Annotated in this window: 20 protein-coding genes, 1 tRNA gene and 1 other RNA gene; 6 read left to right on the top strand and 16 right to left on the bottom strand. The window is 71.8% G+C overall.

Going from position 1 to position 24,262, the window contains the following annotated elements:
* Positions 1-120 precede the first annotated feature (120 nt).
* A complete protein-coding gene (locus Q0P88_RS09195; RefSeq protein WP_295013358.1) occupies positions 121-873 on the top strand; it encodes an SDR family oxidoreductase in 753 nt (250 codons plus the stop codon).
* A 42-nt stretch (positions 874-915) separates the two neighbouring features.
* Here the strand turns inward: Q0P88_RS09195 and Q0P88_RS09190 are convergent, their stop codons facing one another.
* From Q0P88_RS09190 to Q0P88_RS09180, 3 genes are all read right to left on the bottom strand, one after another.
* Positions 916-2,202 (bottom strand): aspartate kinase, encoded by a 1,287-nt coding sequence (locus Q0P88_RS09190; protein ID WP_295013356.1) that lies wholly within the window; start codon positions 2,200-2,202, stop codon positions 916-918.
* 118 nt (positions 2,203-2,320) lie between these two features.
* Positions 2,321-2,938 carry a response regulator transcription factor gene (locus Q0P88_RS09185; RefSeq protein WP_295013354.1) on the bottom strand — a complete coding sequence of 206 codons (618 nt, stop codon included), beginning with the start codon at positions 2,936-2,938 and terminating at the stop codon, positions 2,321-2,323.
* Entirely contained in the window at positions 2,935-4,134 is a 1,200-nt protein-coding gene (locus Q0P88_RS09180) for a histidine kinase (RefSeq protein ID WP_295013352.1), read from the bottom strand. Before Q0P88_RS09180 ends, Q0P88_RS09185 begins: the two co-directional genes overlap by 4 nt.
* A 95-nt stretch (positions 4,135-4,229) precedes the next feature.
* Here Q0P88_RS09180 and Q0P88_RS09175 point away from each other — a divergent pair, with 95 nt between their 5' ends.
* Entirely contained in the window at positions 4,230-4,709 is a 480-nt protein-coding gene (locus tag Q0P88_RS09175) for a DUF2871 domain-containing protein (protein ID WP_295013350.1), read from the top strand.
* Here the strand turns inward: Q0P88_RS09175 and Q0P88_RS09170 are convergent.
* From Q0P88_RS09170 to ffs, 6 genes are all read right to left on the bottom strand, one after another.
* Positions 4,645-5,673 (bottom strand): DMT family transporter, encoded by a 1,029-nt coding sequence (locus Q0P88_RS09170; protein WP_295013348.1) that lies wholly within the window; start codon positions 5,671-5,673, stop codon positions 4,645-4,647. The two genes, Q0P88_RS09175 and Q0P88_RS09170, sit on opposite strands and share 65 nt — an antisense overlap.
* Positions 5,670-6,263 carry a recombination mediator RecR gene (gene recR, locus Q0P88_RS09165; protein ID WP_295013346.1) on the bottom strand — a complete coding sequence of 198 codons (594 nt, stop codon included), beginning with the start codon at positions 6,261-6,263 and terminating at the stop codon, positions 5,670-5,672. The genes Q0P88_RS09170 and recR overlap by 4 nt, the downstream gene beginning before the upstream one ends.
* Positions 6,263-8,674 carry a DNA polymerase III subunit gamma and tau gene (locus Q0P88_RS09160; RefSeq protein WP_295013344.1) on the bottom strand — a complete coding sequence of 804 codons (2,412 nt, stop codon included), beginning with the start codon at positions 8,672-8,674 and terminating at the stop codon, positions 6,263-6,265. The genes recR and Q0P88_RS09160 overlap by 1 nt, the downstream gene beginning before the upstream one ends.
* A gap of 127 nt (positions 8,675-8,801) precedes the next feature.
* Entirely contained in the window at positions 8,802-11,297 is a 2,496-nt protein-coding gene (locus Q0P88_RS09155; protein ID WP_295013342.1) for a glycoside hydrolase family 65 protein, read from the bottom strand.
* Between the two features lie 27 nt (positions 11,298-11,324).
* On the bottom strand, positions 11,325-12,062 hold the full coding sequence (locus Q0P88_RS09150; RefSeq protein ID WP_295013340.1) for an HAD family phosphatase: 738 nt from the start codon (positions 12,060-12,062) through the stop codon (positions 11,325-11,327).
* A 139-nt stretch (positions 12,063-12,201) separates the two neighbouring features.
* An RNA gene (ffs, locus tag Q0P88_RS09145) (signal recognition particle sRNA small type) lies at positions 12,202-12,298 on the bottom strand.
* 152 nt (positions 12,299-12,450) lie between these two features.
* On the opposite strand from ffs, the gene Q0P88_RS09140 reads away from it, so the two are divergent.
* The 3 genes from Q0P88_RS09140 to Q0P88_RS09130 are packed head-to-tail and all read left to right on the top strand — an operon-like array spanning position 12,451 to position 17,120.
* Positions 12,451-13,446 carry a MoxR family ATPase gene (locus Q0P88_RS09140; RefSeq protein WP_295013338.1) on the top strand — a complete coding sequence of 332 codons (996 nt, stop codon included), beginning with the start codon at positions 12,451-12,453 and terminating at the stop codon, positions 13,444-13,446.
* A gap of 7 nt (positions 13,447-13,453) precedes the next feature.
* On the top strand, positions 13,454-14,782 hold the full coding sequence (locus Q0P88_RS09135; protein ID WP_295013336.1) for a DUF58 domain-containing protein: 1,329 nt from the start codon (positions 13,454-13,456) through the stop codon (positions 14,780-14,782).
* A complete protein-coding gene (locus Q0P88_RS09130) occupies positions 14,769-17,120 on the top strand; it encodes a DUF3488 and transglutaminase-like domain-containing protein (RefSeq protein WP_295013334.1) in 2,352 nt (783 codons plus the stop codon). Before Q0P88_RS09135 ends, Q0P88_RS09130 begins: the two co-directional genes overlap by 14 nt.
* Here the strand turns inward: Q0P88_RS09130 and Q0P88_RS09125 are convergent.
* The 3 genes from Q0P88_RS09125 to Q0P88_RS09115 all read right to left on the bottom strand — a co-directional run bounded on the left by Q0P88_RS09125 (position 17,068) and on the right by Q0P88_RS09115 (position 20,234).
* Positions 17,068-17,778, bottom strand: coding sequence for a DedA family protein (locus Q0P88_RS09125; RefSeq protein WP_295013332.1), 711 nt, complete (start codon positions 17,776-17,778; stop codon positions 17,068-17,070). The genes Q0P88_RS09130 and Q0P88_RS09125 overlap by 53 nt on opposite strands.
* 137 nt (positions 17,779-17,915) lie before the next feature.
* Positions 17,916-18,812: a rhodanese-related sulfurtransferase gene (locus Q0P88_RS09120; RefSeq protein ID WP_295013330.1), complete on the bottom strand. Its 897-nt coding sequence runs from the start codon at positions 18,810-18,812 to the stop codon at positions 17,916-17,918.
* A 9-nt stretch (positions 18,813-18,821) separates the two neighbouring features.
* Complete coding sequence (locus Q0P88_RS09115; protein ID WP_295013328.1) at positions 18,822-20,234, bottom strand: LssY C-terminal domain-containing protein; 1,413 nt, start codon at positions 20,232-20,234, stop codon at positions 18,822-18,824.
* 118 nt (positions 20,235-20,352) lie between these two features.
* Between Q0P88_RS09115 and Q0P88_RS09110 the strand changes: the two genes are divergently transcribed.
* A tRNA-Ser gene (locus Q0P88_RS09110) sits at positions 20,353-20,440 on the top strand.
* A 110-nt stretch (positions 20,441-20,550) separates the two neighbouring features.
* Here Q0P88_RS09110 and Q0P88_RS09105 read toward each other — a convergent pair.
* The 4 genes from Q0P88_RS09105 to Q0P88_RS09090 all read right to left on the bottom strand — a co-directional run bounded on the left by Q0P88_RS09105 (position 20,551) and on the right by Q0P88_RS09090 (position 24,254).
* Positions 20,551-21,168 carry a GNAT family N-acetyltransferase gene (locus Q0P88_RS09105; RefSeq protein WP_295013326.1) on the bottom strand — a complete coding sequence of 206 codons (618 nt, stop codon included), beginning with the start codon at positions 21,166-21,168 and terminating at the stop codon, positions 20,551-20,553.
* 33 nt (positions 21,169-21,201) lie between these two features.
* Positions 21,202-21,876 (bottom strand): phosphatase PAP2 family protein, encoded by a 675-nt coding sequence (locus Q0P88_RS09100; protein ID WP_295013325.1) that lies wholly within the window; start codon positions 21,874-21,876, stop codon positions 21,202-21,204.
* Between the two features lie 66 nt (positions 21,877-21,942).
* Entirely contained in the window at positions 21,943-22,911 is a 969-nt protein-coding gene (locus Q0P88_RS09095; RefSeq protein ID WP_295013323.1) for a carbohydrate ABC transporter permease, read from the bottom strand.
* Positions 22,911-24,254: a carbohydrate ABC transporter permease gene (locus tag Q0P88_RS09090; RefSeq protein WP_295013321.1), complete on the bottom strand. Its 1,344-nt coding sequence runs from the start codon at positions 24,252-24,254 to the stop codon at positions 22,911-22,913. The genes Q0P88_RS09095 and Q0P88_RS09090 overlap by 1 nt, the downstream gene beginning before the upstream one ends.
* Positions 24,255-24,262: the final 8 nt, after the last annotated feature.

Raw genomic sequence — 24,262 nt, 5'->3', positions numbered from 1 at the left:
AGTCTAGCGGGTCCGCACCGACCGCCGGGGCATATGCCGGCGACGCGCACCGGTCGCTCCCCCACGCCGCACCGTGCTCGACGCCGCGCGCCAGCGAGCCGCCGGGGGAAGGATGGAGCCATGAGGATCGTCATCGCAGGAGGAACCGGGACCGTCGGCCGTCACATCGTGCAGGCGGCGCAGCGCCGGGGGCACGACGCGGTCGTCCTCGCCCGCAGCACCGGCGCCGATCTGACGACGGGCGCCGGCGTCGATGCCGCGCTGGACGGGGCCGATGCCGCCGTCGACGTCACGAGCGTCGCCACGATGTCCGAGAGCAACGCCGTGCGCTTCTTCGAGACCACGGCGAAGACCCTGGCCTCCGTGGCCCGCCGTACCGGCCTCGGACATCTGCTGATCCTCTCGATCGTCGGGATCGACAGGGCGCCGTACGGCTACTACGCCGGGAAGCTGGCGCAGGAGCGGGTCGTCGCACGCGCGGAGACCCCCTGGAGCATCGTGCGCGCCACGCAGTTCCACGAGTTCGCCGGACAGATCGCCCGGCAGGCCCGCTTCGCCGGCGTCCAGCTCGCTCCGCGGGCGCGCGTGCAGCCGATCGCCGCCGCCGTCCTCGCGGAACACCTAATCGACGTGCTCGAGGGCGGCCCCGCCGGGAGGGCCCAGGACGTCGCGGGGCCTCGTGAGGAGCAGCTCTCCGCGCTCATCCGGGAGCAGGTCCGACACGACGGGCATCGGGGCGGGGTGATTCCCGTCTCGATGCCTGGAGCCCAACTCAGGGCCATGCGCAAGGGCGCCGTCCTGCCGGGCCCCGACGCGCTGCGGGTGGGACCGACCTTCGCGGAGTGGCTGTCGTCCTCGCCGGTGCAGGGCTGAGGGCGCCGGGCTCCACCGCTCGGTCTCGCGGGTTTCTCGGTCTCAGCGACCGGTGCCGGCCGCCACCACGACCTCGATCTCGCTGTCCAGGCCGTATGCCGCATGCACGACGCGGGCGGCATCGGCGAGCTCGTCGCCGCGGACGACGACCGAGATGCGGATCTCCGAGGTAGAGATCATCTCCAGGTTCACGCCTGCGGTCGACAGCGCCTCGAAGAGGATCGCGGACACGCCGGAGTGCGTCCGCATGCCGGCGCCGACCACCGAGAGCTTGCCGATCTGGTCGTCGTGCAGCAGGCTCTCGAACCCGACGTCGGACTGCTCGGCGGCGAGGGCCTTGAGCGCACCGGCCGCGTCGGACTTCGGCAGCGTGAAGGAGATGTCGGTGCGACCCGTCGAGGCGGCGGAGACGTTCTGCACGATCATGTCGACGTTCGCGCCCGACTTCGCCACGATCTTGAAGATCTCGGCCGCTTTGCCCGGGACGTCCGGAACCCCGGCGACCGTGACCTTGGCCTGGCTGAGATCGGTGGCGACCCCGGCGACGATCGGCTCTTCCATGGCTTCTCCCTCGGATTCGCGGGGGTTCTTCATTCCCTCGCCCAGAACGTAGGTGCCCTCGTTCGCCGTGAAGGTCGAACGGGCATGGATCAGGACGCCATGCCGACGCGCGTACTCGACGGCGCGGATGTAGAGCACCTTCGCTCCGTTGGCCGCGAGCTCGAGCATCTCCTCGCTGGAGACGTGCGCCAGCTTGTGCGCGAGCGGGACCACCCGCGGATCCGCCGTGTAGATCCCATCGACGTCGCTGTAGATCTCGCAGACGTCGGCGCCGAGCGCCGCGGCGAGCGCGACGGCGGTGGTGTCGGATCCCCCTCGGCCGAGCGTGGTGATGTCCTGCGTGTCGTCGTTGATGCCCTGGAAGCCGGCGACGATGACGATCGCCCCCTCGTCGAGCGCTTCGCGCAGACGGGTCGGGGTGACCTCGACGATGCGTGCGGATCCGTGCCGGCTGTCGGTGCGCATCCCGGCCTGCGGGCCGGTGAAGGAGCGCGCGTCGAAGCCCATGGAGTGGATCGCCATCGCGAGCAGCGCCATCGAGATGCGCTCCCCGCTGGAGAGCAGCATGTCGAGTTCCCGGGGAGCGGGGATCGGCGCGACCTCGGCGGCGAGGTCGAGCAGCTCGTCGGTGGTGTCGCCCATCGCGCTCACGGCGACGACGACGTCATGCCCCGCGCGGCGGGTGTCGACGATGCGCTTGGCGACGCGCTTGATGCTCTCCGCGTCGGCGACGGACGAGCCGCCGTACTTCTGCACGATGAGGGCCACGAGGAACTCCTGGGGATGCCGGGCGCCACGGGCGGCGCGCCAGCCTCATTCTACGAGCGGCGGTCATGCCGGATCCGGCATGTGACGGATCCGGCATGACCGCCGGGCGGAGGTCGCGTCAGAGCAGGCCGCGGCGGCGCGCCTCCGACACCGCGCCCGTGCGGCTGTCGACCCCGAGCTTGTCGAGCAGGTGCACCACGTGCGTCTTCACGGTCGCCTCGGCGACGAAGAGCCGCGTCGCGATCTCCCTGTTGCCGAGCCCTTCCGCGACGAGCGCGAGGACCTCCTGCTCGCGGGCGGTGAGCTCGACGCGCGGGGCACGCAGGGCGGCGACCAGCCGCTCGTCTCCCCCCGGCGTCGGCACGATGGACCCGGCCGCGGCATCCACGATCGCCCGGGAGATGACGTCGACGCCGACCTCCTTGAGCAGGTACCCCGCGGCGCCGGCTTCGACGGCGCGCACGATCTGCGCGTCGTGGTCGAACGTGGTGAGGATGAGCACCGCGGGCGGATCCGGCAGGGCGCGCAACGCAGCCGTCGTCGCCACGCCGTCCATGCCCTCGCCGAGACGCAGATCGCAGAGCACGACGTCGGGGCCGAGGCGCAGAGCGGCCTCGACGGCGTCTTCGCCGGTGCCGACTTCGGCGAGCACCTCGAAACCGCGGGCTTCGACGACGGCACGGATCCCGGCGCGCACGATCGGGTGATCGTCGACGATGAGCAGGCGGATCGTCATGACGCCTCCGTCCGCGCACCGGTCGGCAGCGGCAACGTCGCGGTCAGCCGGGTGCCCTCGCCGGGAGCGGAGCGGACCTCCAGCTCCCCCGCCCCCTCACGCATCCGGGACCGCATCGCGGCCAGGCCGTACGACGCGTCGGATCCGCGGGCGGACGGGTCGAATCCGACGCCGTCGTCGCAGATGCGCAGCCGGACCTGCCCGTCCCGCACGTCGAGCTCGGCCGTGACGGACGAGGCGGCCGCGTGCTGGCGCACGTTCGCGAGGGCCGACTGGGCGACGCGGAGCAGGGCGACCTCGACCGGGGTGCTCAGCACCGGCAGCGCAGGATCGACGCGCAGTTCCACGCCGATCCCGGTCTCGTCGCGCAGGGCGTCGAGCAGGCGGGCGAGCGCGCCCGCGAGAGCGGACTCGTCGAGATCGGCCGGTGCCAGCGCGGCGACGATCCGACGCAACTCGGTGAGCGAGTGCTGCGCAAGTTCCTCGATCTGCACGGTTCCGCGCCGCCCCGCGCTGTCTCCGGCCCGTGCGAGCATGACGATGGTGCTGAGCTCCTGCGCGATCGTGTCGTGCAGGTCGCGGGCGAGCCGGGTGCGCTCCCGCGTGGCCCCCGCCTCGCGCTGGCTCGCGGCGAGCTCGTCGTGCAGCCGCTCGGCCTCGTGCTGTGCGCGCAGCATCGATGCGATCAGCCGCTCGCGCTCGGCGGCGTCGCGCAGCAGCGCGTCATAGCCGAGCGACACCGCGAACGCGAAGCCACCGCCGACGAGAGGGCCGACGACGTGCGCGAGCGAGGATCCGACCGGGACACCACCCGGATGCAGCAAAGGGAACGCGATCGAGGCGGCCAGCACCATCACGACGAAGAGGAGCGAGAGCGGCAGCCGCAGCACGTGCCCCGCGAGCAGCAGCAGCGGGAACGCGAGCCAGACGAACTCCGGCGACAGCAGGAGCATCCCGATCCAGATCGCGGCGAGACCGAGCATCCACCACCCGGCGGCACGGCGATGCGCGAAACCGGCACCCGCCCCGTACCAGGCCAGATAGACCGCCGCGGCGAGGAGCACGGGAAGCAGCGGGCCCTCGGTCCCCGCGCGTACGGTCGTCACCACGACGAGCACGACGGTGATGAGGTGCAGCGCGAAGCGCGCGCCGCGCAGCATGCGCCGGCGGGGGGAATCCTCGGCCGCGATCGTCATGCTCCGATTCTCCCCTCTCCGCGCGTGCTCCGCCCCGGCGCAAGATCGATCCTTCGGTGGATCCGGATCCACCGGGTTCGCGGGAACGTGGAGACATGACGATCACCGCCCCTCCCGCATCCAACGACCGCCCCGTCACGTCGCCCGCGTCCCGCAGCGCCCTCACCGCACTCTTCGTCTCGACGACGGTGTGGATCGCGCTCGGCCTCGGCGCCGGCGTGTTCTCTCGGGAGTTCACCAAGGCGCAGGGATTCCCCGACGGAGTCAGCGGTCAGCTGGCGCTCGTGCACACGCACCTGCTCGTGCTCGGGGCGCTCGTGGGGCTCGTCGTCCTCGTCCTGGAGAAGACGTTCACGCTCTCGGCGAGTCGGCTGTTCCGCTGGTTCTTCTGGATCTACAACGCGGGCGTGCTGCTGACGGGCGCGATGATGACCTGGCACGGGATCCTCGACGTGGTGAAGATCGAGCCGTCGAAGGCGATCTCGGGCATCGCGGGGGCCGGGCACATTCTCATCGGCGCGGGCTTCGTGCTGCTGCTGATCGCCCTGGGGAAGCGGATCCGCCGGGCCGCGTGAGCCCCGGCTGTTCCTCGGGCCTCCCGCCGGGCGGCACCGCTTCGGTCGTCACGGCGACCGCGGCGGGGTCGATCGGCGTGCGCGCGCGGAGCCGCCCGCCGGTCCCCGCGAACCAGCACCCGACGATCACGAGCGGGAAGCCGAGCAGCAGCCCCGGCGTGAGCGGCTCCCCGAGCACGAGGAAGCCGAGCACGATCGCGACGATGGGGTTGACGTACGTGAACAGCGGCGCGCGGACCGGTCCGACCTCCTTGATGAGGGCGAAGAAGGCGAGGAACGCGACCGCGGTGCAGACCACGGCGAGCGCGATCAGCGCGACGATCGAGGGCGCGGTCGGCACCTCGTGCTGGGTGACGCCCGCGATCGGGAGGTAGAGGATGCCGACGAAGAGCAGGGCGAGCGTGATCGTGCCGAGCGATGGCACGTCGTGCAGCTTGCGGGCGACGATGAACGGCGCGGTCGCGTAGAGGACGGCGACGAGCAGCACCTCCCCCGCGGAGAGGAGGTCGACGCGCCCTCCGAACAGCCCGGGTCCGGCGACGACGACGCCCACGCCGACGAAGCCCACGAGAAGACCGACCAGGCGCGCGGGGGCCAGCACACCGCGGTCCCCGCCTCCGAGCGCGATGAGGGCGGCGAAGAGCGGGACGGTCGCGACCAGGAGCCCGGTCAGCCCGGACGGCAGGGACTCCTCCGCGTGGCCGAGCAGGACGAACGGCCCCGCCATCTCGACCAGTCCGAACGCGAGCACCCAGGGCCACAGCTTCCACGCCGCACGGAGCGCGCCGCTGCGGATCGCGAAGGGCAGCAGCAGGAGCGCGGCGATGAGCGTGCGCCCCGCCACCACCGCGGGGGGCGAGAACGACTGCACGGCGACGCTGATGAGCAGGTAGGGCACGCCCCACAGCACGCACATGGCCGCGAAGAGCAGCCAGCCGCGCCGGCTGAAACCCGCGCCGCTCACAGGACGCGCCGGCCCTCGAACGCGCGGCCGAGGGTCACCTCGTCGGCGTACTCCAGATCGCCGCCGACGGGCAGGCCGGAGGCCAGCCGGGACACCGTGATCTGCATGCTGGTGAGCAGTCTGCTGAGGTAGCTCGCGGTCGCCTCCCCCTCCAGGTTCGGGTTGGTCGCGAGGATGACCTCCTGCACCGTGCCGTCGGCGAGCCGGGACAGGAGCTGCGCGATGCGCAGGTCGTCGGGACCGATTCCGGCGATCGGGCTGATCGCCCCGCCGAGCACCTGGTACAGACCGCGGAACTCCCGCGTGCGCTCGATCGCGGCGACGTCCTTCGCGTCCTCCACGACACAGATCACGCTTCCGTCGCGGCGCGGGTCGCGGCAGATCGCGCACCGCTCCTGCTCGGCGACGTTGCCGCAGATCTCGCAGAACCGCACGCGCTCGCGCACCTCGGTGAGCAGCTGCGAGAGCCGCTTCACGTCGAAGGAGGGCGTCTGGAGGATGTGGAACGTGATGCGCTGCGCCGACTTCGGCCCGATGCCGGGCAGACGGCCGAACTCGTCGATCAACTCCTGGACGATGCCGTCGTACATCAGTGGAACCTCGTCTGCGGCTCGTAGGGCTCCTCACGGACGAACGTCGCCCCGAGCACCTGGCGGACCACGGCCTCGCCGTAGCGCTGGACGCCGGGTGCACCGGACCGCGCCGGTCCCGCGGGGGCAGGGGCAGGGCGTCCGGAGCCGCCCGGGGCGGCCGGCGCCGAGGGCTGCGGCATCGCCGCCGCGGCGGGACGTCGTGCGAGGGAGGGATCCGTCTCGGGGCCGGGGGCGTCGGCCTCGTCGTCCGGGAAGGGCGGCTCGTCGTCGAGGACGTCACCGTCGTGCACCGGCTCGTACCAGCCGGACGCCGGCATGGCCTCGACGTCCGCCGGCTCCTCGTCCACGGGGAACTGCGCGACCCGTGTGGCGACCGCCGAGGGCGCCGGAGCGGATGGGGGAACCGGCGACGACGCGGGCCCGTTCTCGGGGACGCCCGCGGACGACGACGCGGCGGAGGGAGCAGGCTCGTCGACACCCTGAGGGATCGGCGCGACGGCCCACTCCGTGACCGGCGCCGCGGACCCGCGCACCGGCGCCGGAGAGGACGGTGCTCGGGGGGCGGACGGGCCGCCGGACGGCGGGCGTTCCGTGGAGGACTCGTCGGGTCGCGGGGCCTTCCCGCTCTCGTCTAAGTCGCGTTCGGGTAAGTCGCGTTCGGGCGCGGGAAGCGGGGCAGGACGATACTTGACGACGATCCCGAGCTCGGACTCGATCGCCGAGCGGAGGTGGTCCGAGGGACCCTCGCCGGGCTTCGTGCCCTTGAACCGGGAGACGTCGTTCGGACCGGGGAAGCCGAGGGTCAGCACCTCGGACGCGGGGTCGAAGGCCAGGGGCTGCACGGCCGTCACGACGAGCCACGAGCCGCGGCTCAGCTTCTCGAGGCGCCCGAGCACAGCCGGCCAGGCCGCGCGGATCCGGTCGAGGTCGACGGGGCCGTCCGGTCGCGCCGGCTGCGCGATGGGCGCATCCGCGGCAGCGGATCCGGCGTCGCCGGACGGCGCGGAAGCGGCCGGGGTCGCCTCGGGGGCGGTCGACTCGACGGAACCAGTCGACTCGACGGAACCGGTCGACTCGGCGGAAGCGTTCGGCACGGCGGCGGCATCACTCGGCGTGCCGGAAGCGGTCGGCTCTGCGGAGGCGGTCGGCTTTGCGGAGGCGGTCGGGGCGGCCGCGGAGCCCGTCGGCGCGGCAGCCGTCCGCGCCTCGGACGCGGCGGCGGCGGGACCTGCCGGCGCGGAGGGAGAGGTCGCCGTGCTCGTCGGAGCGGCGCGCGCGGACAGTGGGGCCTCGGACGCCGTCTCACCCGCGAGGGCGGTCAGCACGCGCGCGACGAGCAGCTCCAGATGCAGCCGCGGGGAGGTCGCACCGCTCATGTCGTCGAGGGCGGCGCTGACCAGGTCGGCGGCGCGGGAGAGCCTCGGGCCACCGAACGCACCCGCCTGGGCGCGCATGCGGGCGAGCTCGTCCTCCGGGACGCCGCGCAGCACCGCCGCCGCACCCTCGCCGACCGCGGCGATGACGATGAGGTCTCGCAGCCGCTCGAGCAGATCGTCGACGAACCGACGCGGATCCTGGCCGGTCTGCACCACCCGGTCGATCGCGGGGAACGCCGTCGAGGCGTCGCCCGCGGCGAGCGCGTCCACGATCTCATCGAGCAGCGCGGAGTGCGTGTAGCCGAGGAGCGCGACCGCGCGCTCGTACGTGACCTCGCCCTCCTCGGACCCGGCGATGAGCTGATCGAGGAGGGACAGGGTGTCTCGCGGCGAGCCGCCGCCGGCGCGCACCACGAGGGGCAGAACCCCTTGCGCGACCGAGACGCCCTCCTCGGCGCAGAGCTTCTCGACGTAGGCGAGCATCGCCGCGGGCGGGACGAGGCGGAACGGATAGTGGTGGGTGCGGGACCGGATCGTGCCGAGCACCTTCTCGGGCTCGGTCGTCGCGAAGATGAACTTCACGTGCGGCGGCGGCTCCTCGACGAGCTTGAGCAGCGCGTTGAACCCCTGCGGGGTGACCATGTGCGCCTCGTCGAGGATGAAGATCTTGAACCGGTCGCGGCTCGGCGCGAACGTGGCCCGCTCGCGGAGGTCTCGGGCGTCGTCGACGCCGTTGTGGCTCGCCGCGTCGATCTCGACGACGTCGAGCGATCCGCCGCCCGAGCGGGACAGCTCGACGCAGCTCGGGCAGACGCCGCACGGCGTGTCGGTGGGGCCCTCGGCGCAGTTCAGACAGCGGGCGAGGATGCGCGCGGACGTGGTCTTGCCGCAGCCGCGCGGTCCCGAGAAGAGGTAGGCGTGGCCCACCCGGTCGCCGCGCAACGCGGTCGTGAGCGGATCGGTCACCTGCGACTGACCGATCATCTCCCCGAAGGTCTCTGGCCGGTAGCGGCGGTACAGGGCTGTGCTCACCACACAAGCCTAGAGCGTGCGTCCGACATTCGGACCGGGTGCGTCCGCGGCTCCCGCCCCCGGATCCGCGCGCGCGTCACGGTCGCGGATCCGGGAGGGAGAAGCGGGCGGAGGCACCGCAGGGACGCTACTCCCCCGCAGCGCCGACGATCGGGATCGCCGAGGTCGTCGGAACGGTCGGCGACAGGATCGTGCCGTCCTCGCGTCGCGACTGGGAGCCGAACTCCGGGCGCCCGGTGATCACGGGTCCCTGGTGCGCGAGGGGCACGAAGGCGTCCTCGCCGACCCCCGCGGTCCAGGCTTCGCCGCGCACCCAGAACTCGACCGGATCGCCGGCCGTGACCTCGATGTGCAGTTCGCGCGCGGTGAGCGTCACCTGCAGCTGCGATCCCCTCCACTTCAGCGGGTACGACAGCTCTGGCCAGTCCGCGGGCAGCCGCGGGTCGAAGCTCAGCTCCCCGTCGTGGTCGCGCATCCCGCCGAAGCCGCTGACGAGCGCCGTCCACACGCCGCCCGCCGACGCCACGTGCACGCCGTCCGATGCATTGCGGTGCAGATCGCCGAGGTCGACGAAGAGCGCGTGGTCGAAGTACTCGTGGGCGAGGTCCTGGTAGCCGACCTCGGCGGCGAGGATCGACTGCACCACGGCCGACAGCGTCGAGTCGCCCGTGGTCAGCGGGTCGTAGTACTCGAAGTCGGCCAGCTTCTCCGCCTCCGTGAAGTGGTTGCCCTGCAGGAACAGGGCGAGCACGACGTCGGCCTGCTTGAGCACCTGGAACCGGTAGATCACCAGGGGGTGGAAGTGGAGCAGCAGTGGACGTTGCTCGGGAGGGGTGTTCGGCAGATCCCACACCTCGCGCTCGAGGAACAGCGAGTCCTGCGGGTGGATGCCGAGCGCCGGGCTGAACGGGATGTGCATGGCGTCGGCCGCGCGCTCCCACGTGCGCACCTCGGACGGATCGATGTGCAGCCGCTCGACGGCCGCCGCGTAGGCCGCCGGCGCATCGTGGGCCATCTCGCGCACCACGCGCGCCGCGAAACGGAGGTTGTAGCGCGCCATGACGTTCGTGAAGAGGTTGTCGTTGACGACGGTCGTGTACTCGTCCGGACCGGTGACGCCGTGGATGTGGAACGTCTCGACGTCGCCGCCCGTGCGCCAGAAGCCGAGCGTCGCCCACATGCGCGCCGTCTCCACCGCGATGTCCACGCCCTCCCGGTAGAGGAAGTCGTCGTCGCCGGTCGCCCGTACGTACTTGCCGAGCGCGAAGCTCACGTCGGCGTTGATGTGGTACTGCGCGGTGCCGGCGGCGTAGTACGCGCTGGCCTCCTCGCCGTTGATCGTGCGCCAGGGGAACAGGGCTCCCCCCTCGTTGAGCTGCTCCGCGCGACGGCGTGCCGCCGGCAGCATCCGCACCCTCGCCCGCAGCGCGTTGCGCGCGAACTGCGGCGAGGTGTAGGTGAGGAACGGCAGGACGTACACCTCGGTGTCCCAGAAGTAGTGGCCGCCGTACCCGGATCCGGAGACGCCCTTGGCCGACACCCCTGCGCCGTCGGCGCGCGCCGAGGCCTGCGCGAGCTGGAACAGGCACCAGCGGGTCGCCTGCTGCAGGTCGTCGTGCCCGGCGATGCGCACGTCGCTGCGCTCCCAGAACGCGCCCAGCCACGCCGCCTGCTTCGCGAACTGCGCCTCGATGCCTTCGACGCGGGCGCGGTCGAGCGTGCGCCGGCACCGGTCGATGAGCTCGTGCGGGGGCACGCCCCGCGAGGTGTGGTAGCTGACCACCTTGGTCACCCGCGTGGGCACGCCCGCCTTGGCCTGCACGCGGAACACGTTCTTGGCGATGTCGGGCTCGATCAGACGCCGCGCGGTGTACTCGTTGGCCGTGTCGACGATGTGGTCGGCGACCACGGCGAGCGTCATGCCCGAGTTCGCGACCCGGTAGGACAGGGCGGTGCGCTCGCCGTCCTGCCAGTGACCGGCCGGCTGCAGCACCCGCTCCCCGAAACGCTCCGCGCGGCGGGGATCGAATCCGGCCTTCGCCTCCGGCGATCGCGGGTCCATCACGGGCGTGCCGCCGTAGACGTCCTCGCCGTCCTGACGGTTGATGAGCTGACACGAGATCGTGACCGGCGCGTCGGCGTTCTCGACCGTCACCTCCAGGCGCAGCACGGCGAGATGCCTCTCCTCGAACGACACGATGCGCTCGTCGCGGATCCGCACCCTCTTGCCCGAGGGGGTCTCCCACAGCACGTCGCGCTCGAGCACTCCGGTGCGGAAGTCCAGCGAGCGGCGGTACTCCCGCACGTCCGCCTCGTCGAAGCTCAGGGGCTCGTCGTCGACGTAGACGCGCATGACCTTCGCATCGGGCGCGTTCACGATCGTCTGCCCGACCTCGGCGAAGCCGTAGGCCTGCTCGGCGTGGCGGATCTTCCACGTCTCGTGGAGTCCGTTGATGAACGTGCCCTGCTCACGGGCGACGCGACCCTCGATGTGGTTGCCGCGCAGCCCGAGATAGCCGTTCCCGACGCCGAACAGCGTCTCGGAGACCCCCGGATCCGCGAGCGGGTAGCGCGTCTCGACAAGACGCCAGGGGTCGACGGGGAAGAGGTCGCGATCGATCATGCAGTGCTCTCCGTTGCAGGAATGGGGTCAGGACAGGAAGCGGGCGAGATCGTCGACGACGACCGTCGCACCGTGCGCGCGCAAAGCCTCGGATCCGGCTCCGCGGTCGACGCCGACGACGGTGCCGTAGCCGGCGGCCGCCGCGGAGGCGACGCCGCTCGTCGCATCCTCGACGGCGACGGCGTCGGCGGGGTCGACGCCGATCCGCTCGGCACCGACCCGGAAGACGTCCGGCGCCGGCTTGGAGGCGAGGTGCTCGCGCTCGGCCACCACGCCGTCGACGACGACGGGGAAGAAGTCGCGGATCCCGGCAGAGGTGAGCACCTCCTCGGCGTTCTTCGAACTGGAGACGACGGCCATCGGCACGTCCGCCTCCCGCAGCTCCTCGAGCAGCGCGAGGGATCCCGGATACGGCGCGATGCCGTCCCGGCGCAGCGCCTCGCTGAACGCGACGTTCTTGCGGTTCCCGATGCCGCAGATGGTGTCCGACTCCGGGTCGTCGGCGACGCTGCCCCAGGGGATCTCGACGTTGCGGCTGCGCAGCAGGCTCGCGACCCCGTCGTAGCGCTTCTTCCCGTCGACGTAGGCGAAGTAGTCCTCGTCGGTGTACGCGGGGGTGATGTCCCACAGCGTGAAGAGGTCGTCGAACACGCTCTTCCACGCACGCATGTGCACCTCGGCGGTGGGAGTGAGCACGCCGTCGAGATCGAACAGCACGGCCGCGGCGCGACGCAGGTCGGGCAGGGCGGCAGGGGTGTCGGGCACGGTGCATCCTCCGGTGGCTGAGGGTGATCGGGTAGCTCGGCACCTCTGCGTGCCGCGTGCATCAGCGTAATGCGGATCCCTCCGCGCCGACAGGCGTCTCCGTGAAGTGTGACGCAGGTCCGTGCCGCGGTCGGAGAAGAGAAAAGACCCTCCGCGCACCCGACAGAGCCTGGTTACCCTTGCTGCGTTTCCGCCCTGGGGGAGTTGGCCTGGATGCCGTCACGCGGAGAGCCGAGGATCAGTCTACCCGGTCGCGGCGACCCGACCGAACGCCGCCCCGCACACCTCCGCGGCGGACGGGGGGTCACGAGAGGGCCGGCCCTCCGATCCCGCCTTCGCGTTACGATCGAGACGCAAGGCGCGATGCCGCGCCCGGGGAGAGGGACGCATGCACGCCACCGACACCGCACAGACCGCCGGCGAGACGATCGGCGCCGCCGAGTTCACGCGTCGCACCGGTGCGATCCTCGCCTCCATCACCGAGGTCATCGACGGCAAGGACGCCGCGATCCGCTCGGCGCTCGTCTGCCTGCTCGCCCAGGGCCATCTGCTCGTCGAGGACGTCCCCGGCGTCGGCAAGACCATGCTGGCGCGCGCCCTCGCCGCGAGCATCGACGCGACCGTGCGGAGGATCCAGTTCACGCCCGACCTCCTGCCCGGCGACGTGACGGGCGTGAGCGTCTACAACCCGGTCGCGCAGGAGTTCGAGTTCAAGCCGGGCGCGGTCTTCGCGCACATCGTGATCGCGGACGAGATCAACCGCTCCTCCCCCAAGACCCAGTCGGCGCTCCTGGAGGCGATGGAGGAGGGGCAGGTGACGGTCGACGGGAACTCCCGCGCGCTGCCGGACCCGTTCCTCGTCGTCGCGACGCAGAACCCGCTCGAGATGGAGGGTACGTACGCGCTGCCCGAGGCCCAGCGAGATCGCTTCATGATGCGGATCTCGATGGGCTACCCGGACGCCGCGGCAGAGACCCTCATGCTCCGCCAGCGCGACGTGGCGAACCCGCTCGACGCGATCCGTCCCGTGCTCGATGCCGCGGACGTGCGCGGCCTCATCTCCTGGGCGCGGTCCGTGCACGTCGCGCCGGTGCTGGAGGAGTACGCCGTGGCGCTCGCGCAGGCGACCAGGACCGATCCGAACCTGCACCTCGGCGCGAGCCCGCGGGCGACGCTGCAGCTCGTGCGCGCCGCCAAGGTGCAGGCGGCCCTCGACGGACGCGACTACGTCGTCCCCGACGACCTCACCTCGCTGCTGCCTGCCGTGTTCGCGCACCGCCTGATCCCCGCGCGCGGGCTGCATCGCACCGGCGCCCGCCCGATCGAGGCGGCTCTGGAGGGGATCGTGCGGCGGACGCCGGTTCCGGTCGGCTCCGCGCGGTGAGTGTGAGATGAGCCGCGCGGACGACGTCGGGGCGCCGGGACGGCGGATGACCGCCCGCGGCGCCGCGACGCTGGTCACGGGGATCCTGCTCGCGATCGCCGCCAACGTGTTCGCCGTGCCCGTGCTGCTGTTCGCGGCGGTGCTGCTGTTCGCGATGCTGGTGGGATCAGCGATCGTGGTCTTCGCCGCCACCCGGTCGGCGACGGTCGGCCGCTCGGTGGCCGCCGACCTCCTCACCGTCGGCGAGGACACCACGGTCCGCGTGCGGCTGGAGCTGCGCACGAACCTCGGCGCCCCGGTCGGACGCTGGCACGACGTGCTCCCGCGCGCGGTGCACGGGGATCCCGCGGGTCGTTTCCCTCCGGACACCGTCGAATCCGTTCCGGGCGGGGTCGCGATGAGCATGACGTACCCGATCGAGGGGGCCCGCCGCGGTCTCGCGGCGCTCGGACCGCTCCGGCTGGTCACCTCCGACCCCTTCGGCCTGTACCGGCGCATCGACGAGCTCGGGGATCCGACCCCGATCACGATCGTTCCCCCCGTGCTGCCCCTTCCCCGGCTCGCGGATCGGACGGGGAGGGCCGGGGGCACCGCGCAGACCTCCTCGCACCGCCTCGGACAGGGCGCGGATAACCTCGCGCCGCGGCGCTACGTGCCCGGCGACTCGATGCGACGGATCCACTGGCGCGCGACCGCGCATCGCGGCGACCTCATGGTGCGGCAGGAGGAGCAGGAGTCCAGCCCCGACGCGCTCGTCGTCCTCGATCGCGCGGGCACCCGCTGGCCGAGCCGCGCCGCATCCTCGGGAGCGTCCGGATCCGCGCGGGACGGCGGATCCCCGGCGGCCCCGGACGAGGACGGCGGCTTCGACCGCGCCGTCACCGCGTGCGCCTCCGTGGCACTGCACCTGGTGGACCAGGGCTTCGCCGTCGACGTCGTCGATGCGACCGGAGTGCTCCTCGGCCGGCTGCGCGGCGCGGAGGACGAGCGCGAGGGGCTGCTCGTCACGCTCGCCGGGATCTCGCCGCGCCTCGGCGAGCGCGACGCGGGGCTTCCCGCGGCGGGCGAGGGCCACACGGTCGGGCCGCTCGTCATGATCACGGGGATGCTGGACGCCGGGGACGCCGCCGCACTGCCGCACGGCGGCGCGGGCACGCCGATCCTGCTGGCCACGGCGACCAGCCCCGCATCGCTGGCGGCCGCGGCCGAGCGCGGCTGGCGCACGGCCGCGCTCGGCGACGACCCCGCCGAGTCCTGGGCGACGGCCGCCCCCGAGGAACCGGGATCCGCCGCGACGTCGGCCGGTTCGGAGGGCGCCGGGTATGCCGACCGCTGAGCAGAGCCCTTTCGCCGGGCCGGAGCGCGCGCGGCGCACGTCGTCCGGACCTGTCGCGGCCGCGCTGCTCTGCGGACTCGGCGTGCTCGTCGCGGTCTGGCCCCTGAGCAGCGTGGTCGAGCCCGGCTCGTGGAGTACCGGCGCGTTCACCACGGCGAGCGCGGTGATCCTCGCCGGGCTCGTCGTCCGGGCGATGCTGCGCGGCCGCGGGGGCTGGCTGGCGATTCCCGCCGTTCCGATCGCGCAGTTCGTCGTCGGCGCCGTCGCGCTCGTCCTCTTCGCCCAGCGTCAGGTCGGAGAAGGCGGTCTGCTGCCGAGGCCGGAGGCGCTGTCCCTCGTCGACGGGATGCTCTCGGCCGCGGTCGCGGAGATCCGGGGCGGCGTCGCCCCGCTCGCCGCTACCCCGGCGATCGCGGTGTCGGCCGCGCTCGCGACCGGATTGCTCGCGCTCGTGCTCGACCTCGTCCTCGTGACCCTGCGCGCCTCCCTCGTCGCGGCCGTGATCGTCGCCGGCGTGTCCGCCGTGCCGACGGCCGTCGTGCACGATGCAGCGAACCCCGTCGCCTTCGTGGCATTGGCGGTCGTCATCCTGCTCTTCCTGCACGTCCGCTTCGCTCGCCCCGGCGGAGGCGAAGCGCATCGCGTCGACGAGCGCACGGTGCCGCGCAGCCGCCCCGTCACGACGCTCGTCGTGGGTGCGGTCGCGGTGGTCGCGGCCCTCGTGATCTCGCCGCTGCTGCCGCTGTCCGCCTCCGGCATCTCGGCAGGCGGAGGATCCACCCGCCTGAGCGCGACGCTCGACCTCGGTCGCGATCTGCGCCGCCCCTCCCCCGTCACGGCGCTCACGCTCATCTCCGAGGACGGCGTGGCGCCGTATCTGCGCATCGCGACCCTGTCGAGCTTCGACGGGAGCACCTGGCAGCCCGACAAACCGCCCGCGCTGCCCCTCGGCCAGGGCCTCGGCCCTGTCCGCCCGCCGGACGGCGTCGCCACCCGCAGCACCCGTACGACGATCCGCTCCGCCGCCGTGTCCGGGCCGTGGCTCCCCGTGCCCTATCAGGCGACGTCGGTGCGGGGCGTCGACGGGACCTGGGACGCCGCGGCCGACAACCGCACGGTCGTCGCCGCGAACGGCGACGCCGCCGAGCAGAACTACACCGTCGACAGCACCGCGCTCGCCCCGACCCTGGCGCAGATCCGCTCCTCGACCGCGAGCGGCTCGGACGCCCCCGCCGCCCTGCGCGCGCTCCCGAAGGACCTGCCCGCGGTCGTCGCGCAGGATGCGGCCACGGTCGCGGGCGGCGCCGACACCGACTACGACAAGCTGATCGCGCTGCAGACGTGGTTCCGCGCCGGGTTCCGCTACTCGCTCTTGACGCCCGTCGAGGACGGCTTCGACGGGACGAACGTGCAGGCCGTGGCCCGGTTCCTCAGCGTGCGGGAGGGCTACTGCGTGCACTTCGCCGGTGCCTTCGCCCTCATGGCGCGCTCGCTCGGCATGCCGACGCGCATCGTCGTCGGCTACCTGCCCGGCACGGCGACGGATCGGCGGTCCACGGATGGCAGGGTCGTCTTCGAGGTCGGCACCGACGAACTGCACTCGTGGCCCGAGGTCTACTTCTCCGGGATCGGCTGGGTGCCGTTCGAGCCCACGGCGACGCGCGGCACGCCCACCGCGTTCGCCGACGTGGCGGCCGGCGGATCCGGAGACACGACCCCGACGGCGGGCGTGACTCCGCAGCCCACGACGAGCCAGGCCGCGCGGGACCCCAACCGCCCGGACGTCCCGGACGCCGGTGCCGCTCAGGGGCCGTCGACCCGGCCGTGGAACGCCGCACCGGTGGCCGGGGTGGCGCTGGGCGTCGTCGCGCTGCTGCTCGTTCCGGCGGCGCTCCGACGCCTCCTCTCCGCGCGACGGCGGCGCAGGGCGGCGCGTGGCGACGCTCTGGCCGCCTGGGACGAGCTGCGCGCGACGCTGCAGGATCTGGGCCTGCCGGCCTCCGCGGCGGAGTCCCCGCGGGCGCGCGGCGAGCGCCTGGTCCGCGACCGGGGCGTCGACCGCGAGGCCGTCGCGGCGCTCGTGCACGCCGTCGAGCGTGCGAGCTACGCCCGTCCGGGTGTCGGGAGCCCGGATCCGTCGCGCACGGGCGTCCCCACGCCGGATCCGCGCACGCCGGACCCGCGCACGGCGGGCACGCGCACCGAGGATCTGCGCCGCGCGCTGGACACCGTCGACAGGGAGCTGCGCCGCGGATCCGCCCGCCGCGATCGGATCGCCGCGATCCTCATGCCGCGGTCCCTGGCGGGGGCGCGGCTCGCTCCCGCGTCGACCGCGTGACGCGCGTCGGACCGCCTGGCGCCGTATCCGGATCCGACCCCGGACGTGCGGGCTCCTCGTCGCCCCGCCGACGGTGCCACCAGCGCAGCACGTGATCAATCCCGAACCCGAGGAGCACGGCGAAGACGACGGCGATGCCGACGCCGAGCAGCGGATTGTCGTGCACCCACTGCCCCGCAAGCACGCCGATCGCGATCGCGTAGCCGACCCAGGTGAGGCAGGCCAGCGCGTCGTAGAGGAGGAACCGCCGGTGCGGGTAGCCCGTCTGCCCTGCCATGTAGTTGACGGCCACCCTGCCCCACGGGATGTACCGGGCCGTGAAGATGAGCGTGGCCCCGCGTCGGTCCAGCTCATACCGCGCCCACGCGAACGAGCGCTGCACGCGCGGCCGCCGCATCCACGCCCAGCGCTCGGTCCCGATCGTGCGCCCCAGCAGGTAGGCCATGTTGTCCCCGGCGATCGCGCCGACGAGCGCCGTGAGACCGAGCGCGACGAGGTTCGGCTGCCCGCCGTGCAGCGAGAGCGCCGCGAGCGCGACGAGCGCCGTCTCGCTCGGCAGGATCGTCGCGAATCCGTCGACGAAGAAGAAGACGAGCAGCACGGGGAAGAGCCAGAGCTGCCCGGCGGCATGCAGCAGCCAGGCGTTCAACAGGTCCATCGGCGCTCCCGGGTGTGCGGATCGCTCTCACGCTACGGCGCGAGGAGCCGCGGCGCGTCATCCCGGAGAGGGATGTTCCGCACTGTTCACCTGCGCGGTTCGCCCTGTCGTGCCCCTCGGCTCCGGGCTCTCGGGCGTCAGGCGGGGACGGCGTGCTCCACGCAGCGCACCGCGACGCACGCCGCGCAGACGACGTCCTGGTGACGGCACGACGGATCGGGGCAGTTCGCGGTGCGGCGGGTGGGCGTGCCGCACCCCGCGCACACGCCGACGACGGCGGCGTGATCCGAGAAGTCCACGGAACCGCGACCGTCGAACACGTAGAGCGAGCCCTCCCAGAGACCGTCGTCGCCGAACTGCTGCCCGTACCGGACGATGCCGCCGTCGAGCTGGTACACCTCGCCGAAGCCGCGCGCACGCATCAGGCTCGACAGCACCTCGCACCGGATCCCGCCGGTGCAGTAGGTGACGACGGGCCGCCCCTTGAGGTCGTCGTACGCCCCCGAGTCGAGCAGGCCCACGAACTCACGGGTGGTCTCCACCGGCGGGACCACGGCTCCGGCGAAGCGTCCGATCGCCGCCTCGAGGGCGTTGCGACCGTCGAAGAAGACGACGTCCTCGCCCTTCTCCGCGACGAGGGCGTGCAGCGCATCCGGGGACAGGCGGGTGCCGCCGCCGATCACGCCGTGCTCGTCGACGCGCAGTTCGTCCGGGGCGCCGAAGGACACGATCTCCGCGCGCACCTTCACGCTGAGCTTCGGGAAGTCGGCGCTGAAGCCCTCCGCGTCCACGGCCGTCCCCTCGCTCCATTTCACGTCGGCGTCCGCGAACGGCGCGTAGGAGCGGAAGGAGCGCAGCCACGTCTTGAGCGCGGGGAGATCGCCGCCGAGGGTCCCGTTGATCCCGTCCGCGGAGATCAGGATCCGGCCGCGCAGGTTCAAGGACGCGCACAGGTCGCGCTGCCAGAGGCGGATCGCCTCCGGATCGGGGAGCGGCGCGAAGGCGTAGAACAGCACGATCTTCGGGGTGGGCATCCGAAGATCCTAACCGTCCGTCCCGTCCTCGGAGCGTGCCGTCCCCGTGGCGGAGCCCGCCGCGCGAGCGGCATCCTTCTCCGGCCGCGACCTGCGCCGCGCCCACGCCCCCGCCGCGTCGCTCGACAGTGCCAACAGAGCAAGGCACTGCAGGGACGCCGAGAGGAGCGTGCCGTTGAACCCGAGCACGGCTTGCCCGTCGAGATAGTCGATCGCGGTGGAGACGATCCCGATCGCGAGCAGCACCATGAGGAGGGCCCGTGATCGCCGTCCGCGACGCAGGACGAACCAGGCCATCACGAGCTGCGCCGCGGAGACCGCGGTCGCGAACGCGAGCAGCAGGAACAGCGAGATCCGCACCTCCGCCGCCCCGTCCGCGACGATCCTCCGGATCTCCGGATCGGTCGCGGCACCGAAGAACAGGGCGGCGAGGTCGAGGAGTCCTCCGAGCACCACGACGGCGACACCGAAGACCGTGGCGAGGGGTGCGCGATGCAGCGAGCGATCCGCTGTCGTGCGCAGCGACTCCCCGTGACCCTCGACGTCGGCCGGGGCGGTCGGCTCCGCCTCCTGCTCGACCGGGACGTCCGAGACGTCGATGATCGGCAGATCTCCGTCGGTGATGAAGCGATCGCCCCCGCCGTTGCGCGAGTGATAGCCGGTGGTGAAATCGTGCAGCTCGCGTACCCGCACCGCCGGATCGGCGTCGCGCGCGCTGCGCACGACGAAGTCCCGCTCAACGTCGGTGTTCTCGTCGATGCGGTGGGTCACCTGCAGGGTGAACAGGCTCAGCCCCACGTCGGTGTCGTAGGTCGCGGCACCGAGCCAGTCGGTCTTCGCGCCTCCGGGCAGCAGCCATCCGGGCGGACAGTGCCAGAAGCGCACGTGATGACGCTGCTTCGGATTGCCCGCGACCTCCTGCTGGTAGGCCACGTCGTGGCGTCGCCCGAACAGCATGAGCGGCGAGACGGGAGCGGTCGGATAACTGCGCCGCGTGAGGGTCGAGACGATGATGCCCCAGGTCGATGCGGCCGTGATCTCGTCGGCGCGATGCCAGCCCGCACCGGTCATCACCGCGTCGAGCTGCGCGGCGGAACCGTCGACCCCCAGATTCACGGGATCGCCGAGCAGCCCGTCGGCCGTGCGCGTGCGTCCGAAGAAGTAGTCCGGAACGTACAGGTCGCTGAGCATCCGGTGCAGGCGCGGCAGGACGAGATACGCCATGATCGCCCACACGGGGATGAACAGCAGCACCGACCAGGGGTACCGGAATCCCTGGATCGCGATGATGACGGCGAGCCAGACGGCGGAGGCCGTGGCGAGCAGGAACGCGATCCGGTCGACGACCGTCGCGGCGGGCAGCGGCTGCTGCATCTGAAGGGCCCAGCGACGGCGGGACGGATGCGACTCTTCCCCAGGCACGCGCACCTCCTTGACTCGCTCTCATCCTGGCACGGTGTCGGCGCGGAGGAGGAGCCTCGACGGATGCGGTGTCCTGATGCCCTCTTCGGATCCGTTAGACTGGTCCGGTTGTCCTCCTGGTGACGTGTCCGAGCGGCCGAAGGAGCACGCTTGGAAAGCGTGTGTTGTGCAAGCAACCGCGGGTTCGAATCCCGCCGTCACCGCCACCAGCGAAGCGCCGCCCCGATCACGGGTGCGGCGCTTCGTCCTTCCCCGGGCATGTCGTTCTCCGGGCACGTCGTTCGCCGATGCCGTCGGCCCCCACGCCGCCGATCCGTCAGCGCGACCGGCCCGCCGGCGTGGCGATCCCGTACGTCGTGCTGCCGTCGCCGCTCGCGAGCTCCTGGAAGCCTAGTCGCTCGTAGAACGCTCCGGCCGGGGCGTTGTCGGCGTTCATGGCGAGGTGCAGAGCGGGAACGCCCCGTCGGCCGAGCTCGGCGAGCAGCGTCTCGATGAGCCGGCGTCCGAGGCCCTGACCCTGGGTCTCCGGCAGCAGGTCGATGTGCAGATGGGCGGGGTAGTCCCGCGGGATCGCGTCCTCGCTCGGAGCGACGCGCTCGCCGTAGGCGAGGAAACGGTCCTGAGCGGTGGGCTCCGCGGACCCGGATCCTCGGTAGAGGCCCTTTCGGGACGGCCACCAGGTGTCGCGGAACCAGGTCGAGAACGCATTGGTGTCGTCCGTGGCGACGACATAGCCGATCACCCGCCCATCGTCGGACTCGACGACCCAGCACAGGTCAGGGTGGCGCTCGGCGTACGGCACCGCGAACAGATCGCCCCACAGGCGGTCGTCCTCGAGCATCCCCGTCGCGTCCTTGCCGACGTCGGCGGTGCGCAGGCACACGTCGTACAGGCCGGGAATGTCCTCAGGACGGAACGGGCGGATGCGGGACACGGGACCCCCTCGATCGCGGGCGGGTGGATGCCCTCAGCCTAGCGAGCGGGGCGGAGGCGACACCGCGTCCCCGGAGGGGGCGTGCGCGCGGTCGGCGCGGCCGGCGCCGCCGCGCGCCCAGCTCCAGAGAACGGCGGCGGTCAGCAGCGCCATGCCCGCGCCCAGCAGCGCGCCGCCGACCGTGTCGCTGAACCAGTGCACGCTGAGCACGGTCCGGGAGAAGCCCATCGCCACCGTCCACACGAACCCGCCGACGGCCACGCCGATCGACGGGAACAGGAACCACAGCACGACCCCGAGGGTCGCGGCGTTCGCCGTGTGTCCGGACGGGAAGGATCCGAAGTCGGAGGCGATGAGCAGATCCTGGGGTCGTGCGCGCCCCAGGGCGTTCTTCACGATCTGCACCGCCCCGGCGCTGACGACGAAGGCGATCAGCACGAACGCCCCGCCGCGCCACCCTCGCCGCATCGCGCCGAGCGCGGCGACGACGAGCGGGGTGACGAAGGTCGCCACCCACCCCCCGCCGAGGAAGTTCATGCCGAGTGCGCCGCCGACGAGCGGCGGCCAAGAGCGCCACTCCCCCATCTCGAGGTTCCATGCCTCGTCGAGTCCGGCGATCCATCCCGGATGCACCGCGATGATGGCGCCGGTTCCCGCCGCGATCGCCACGAACACGAGGCCGAGCAGGAGAGCGGTGCGACGGGTCATCCCGCCATTCTGCCGTGACGTCCGAGGGAGAACCCGTGAGCGGGCCCGCCCTCGGACGCCGACGGGTCAGCCCTTCGTCGCTCCGGCCAGCAGGCCGCGGACGAAGAAGCGCTGCAAGGCGAAGAACACGACGAGCGGGACGATGATCGAGATGAACGTTCCCGCGGACTGCAGGAACCACTTGTCGCCCCACGACCCCGACAGCGAGTTCAACGTCTGCGTCAGCGGCAACGAGGTGTCCGGGGCGAAGATCGTCGCCACGAGCAGATCGTTCCAGACCCAGAGGAACTGGAAGATCCCGAACGACGCGATCGCGGGCATCGCGAGCGGCAGGATGATGCGGAAGAAGATCTGCCCGTGCCCTGCCCCGTCGACCCGCGCCGCCTCGACGACCTCGCCGGGGATCTCGGCGATGAAGTTGTGCAGCATGAAGATCGCGAGAGGCATCGCGAAGATCGCGTGCGCGATCCAGACCGTCGCGAAGCTGTGATCCACGTCGCGCAGGGTGAAGCCGGGGAAGATCTGCGTGCCGAACAGCGTGAGCCCGCGCGAAAACAGCGACAGCAGGGGCACGAGAGCCATCTGGATCGGCACGATCTGCAGGGCGAACACGAACACGAACACGAGGTTGCGCCCCTTGAAGTTCATCCACGCGAAGCCGTAGGCGGCCAGGGACGCGATGAAGATCGGGATCACCGTGGCCGGGATCGTGATGGCGAGCGAGTTGATGAACGACGCACCCAGCGTCAGCGCCGTGCCTCCGGAACTGAGCGCGTCCGCGTAGTTGCTGAGCGTGAACGAGGGGTTCACGAACACCGTCCACCACCCGGTGCTGTTGGAATCGGCACCGGGACGGAACGAGGTGACGAACAGCCCGAAGGTCGGGATCGTCCAGAAGATCGCGATGACGACCGCCGCGATCGTGGCGCCCTTCGACGTGAGCCGCTTCTGCGCGGTCGCCTCGTTGCGGCGGGTGTCCCGCGCCACCTGGCGCTTGGTGCGGTTGTCGGTGACGACGGCCTGTGTGGCGCTCATCAGCGGATCTCCCTCTGCTTGGCCATCTGCCGGGCGTTGTAGACGATCAGCGGCAGCACGAACAGGAACAGCACGACGGCGAGCGCCGAGGAGTGCCCGTAGCTCTGGAACCGCTGCTGCTGGTTCACCATCTCGAAGCCCAGCACCGTGCTGTTCGCACGGCCTCCGGTCATGACGGCGACGATGTCGTAGACCTTGAGCGAGGCGATCGTGATGGTCGTCAGCACGACGATGAGGGAGGAGCGGATCCCGGGGACCGTGACGTTGCGGAACCGATCCCAGGCGTTCGCGCCGTCGAGCGCGGCCGCCTCGAGCTGCTCGGTCGGCACGGCCTTGATCGCCGCCGACAGGATCACCATCGCGAAGCCGGTCTGCGTCCAGATGAACACGACGAGCAGGCAGATCGTGTTGACCAGCGGCGTCGTGTCGAGCCAACCGATCGGCTTCGCCCCGAACATCGTGACGATCGCGTTGAGCAGGCCGATCTGGTCGCCCTGGCGGTAGTCGTAGATGAACTTCCAGATGATGCCGGCGCCGACGAACGAGATCGCGACCGGCATGAACACGAAGACCTTGAGGATCTTCTCGCCGCGCGCCCTGTCGATGAACACGGCGTAGGCGAGGCCGAAGATCGTCGAGACGATCGGTGCGATCAACGCCCAGATCAGCGTGTTGATGACCGACCAGAAGCCCTCCGGGTTCGTGAACACCCACTGGTAGTTCTCGAAGGCGACGAAGTCCTTCCCGGTCTTGTCGAAGAACGACTGGATCACGGTGCTCACGGCCGGGTAGATGAGGCCGATGAACAGCAGCAGAACGGCCGGCGCCATGAACAGCGTGAGCTGGAACAGGTAGCCGGAGCCCTCGCGCGCGCGGTAGTCGGCGAAGAACAGCAGCCCTCCCGCGACCAGGGCGATGATCATGACGTAGACGACCGCGTTCTGATACGGACGCAGCAGCATGAACGCCAGCACCGGGATGGCGAAGCAGGCCACGAGGCGCAGCCAGAAGTAGCCCTTGCCGTGCCGGGGCGCGTACTCGATGAGCACCAGCAGCACGCCGGCGACGATGCCGAAGACGATCAGCACGAGCGGGATCTGCAGAAGCGGGTTCAGGCCGCCCAGCCAGATGAAGAACGAGTTCAGCGAGAAGCCGAGTGAGGTCGGCTTCGGGCTCTCCGCCGGGCCGCCGGCGATGAGAGCGATGAAGACCCCGACGATCACCACGGCGCCGACGATGTAGGCGCCGATCGTGACCGATCGGGAAGCGGTGGTGCGTCCGGAGCGCGGTGACTCGATCGTGCGATCGGATCTCGCGGTCTCGGTCGCTGTGGACTGCGACATGGTGGAGC

It is taken from the genome of uncultured Microbacterium sp., from assembly GCF_945952435.1.
Lineage (GTDB): Bacteria > Actinomycetota > Actinomycetes > Actinomycetales > Microbacteriaceae > Microbacterium.
Note: the sequence above shows the minus strand (reverse complement) of the source record. Positions and strands in the feature narration are given on the sequence as shown.

Coding starts and splice junctions, on each gene's coding strand:
- Q0P88_RS09195 (WP_295013358.1), top strand. CDS start 121: ATGAGGATCGTCATCGCAGGAGGAACCGGGACCGTCGGCCGTCACATC.
- Q0P88_RS09185 (WP_295013354.1), bottom strand. CDS start 2,938: ATGACGATCCGCCTGCTCATCGTCGACGATCACCCGATCGTGCGCGCC.
- Q0P88_RS09180 (WP_295013352.1), bottom strand. CDS start 4,134: ATGACGATCGCGGCCGAGGATTCCCCCCGCCGGCGCATGCTGCGCGGC.
- Q0P88_RS09175 (WP_295013350.1), top strand. CDS start 4,230: ATGACGATCACCGCCCCTCCCGCATCCAACGACCGCCCCGTCACGTCG.
- recR (WP_295013346.1), bottom strand. CDS start 6,263: ATGTACGACGGCATCGTCCAGGAGTTGATCGACGAGTTCGGCCGTCTG.
- Q0P88_RS09155 (WP_295013342.1), bottom strand. CDS start 11,297: ATGATCGATCGCGACCTCTTCCCCGTCGACCCCTGGCGTCTTGTCGAG.
- Q0P88_RS09140 (WP_295013338.1), top strand. CDS start 12,451: ATGCACGCCACCGACACCGCACAGACCGCCGGCGAGACGATCGGCGCC.
- Q0P88_RS09135 (WP_295013336.1), top strand. CDS start 13,454: ATGAGCCGCGCGGACGACGTCGGGGCGCCGGGACGGCGGATGACCGCC.
- Q0P88_RS09130 (WP_295013334.1), top strand. CDS start 14,769: ATGCCGACCGCTGAGCAGAGCCCTTTCGCCGGGCCGGAGCGCGCGCGG.
- Q0P88_RS09125 (WP_295013332.1), bottom strand. CDS start 17,778: ATGGACCTGTTGAACGCCTGGCTGCTGCATGCCGCCGGGCAGCTCTGG.
- Q0P88_RS09120 (WP_295013330.1), bottom strand. CDS start 18,812: ATGCCCACCCCGAAGATCGTGCTGTTCTACGCCTTCGCGCCGCTCCCC.
- Q0P88_RS09100 (WP_295013325.1), bottom strand. CDS start 21,876: ATGACCCGTCGCACCGCTCTCCTGCTCGGCCTCGTGTTCGTGGCGATC.
- Q0P88_RS09095 (WP_295013323.1), bottom strand. CDS start 22,911: ATGAGCGCCACACAGGCCGTCGTCACCGACAACCGCACCAAGCGCCAG.
- Q0P88_RS09090 (WP_295013321.1), bottom strand. CDS start 24,254: ATGTCGCAGTCCACAGCGACCGAGACCGCGAGATCCGATCGCACGATC.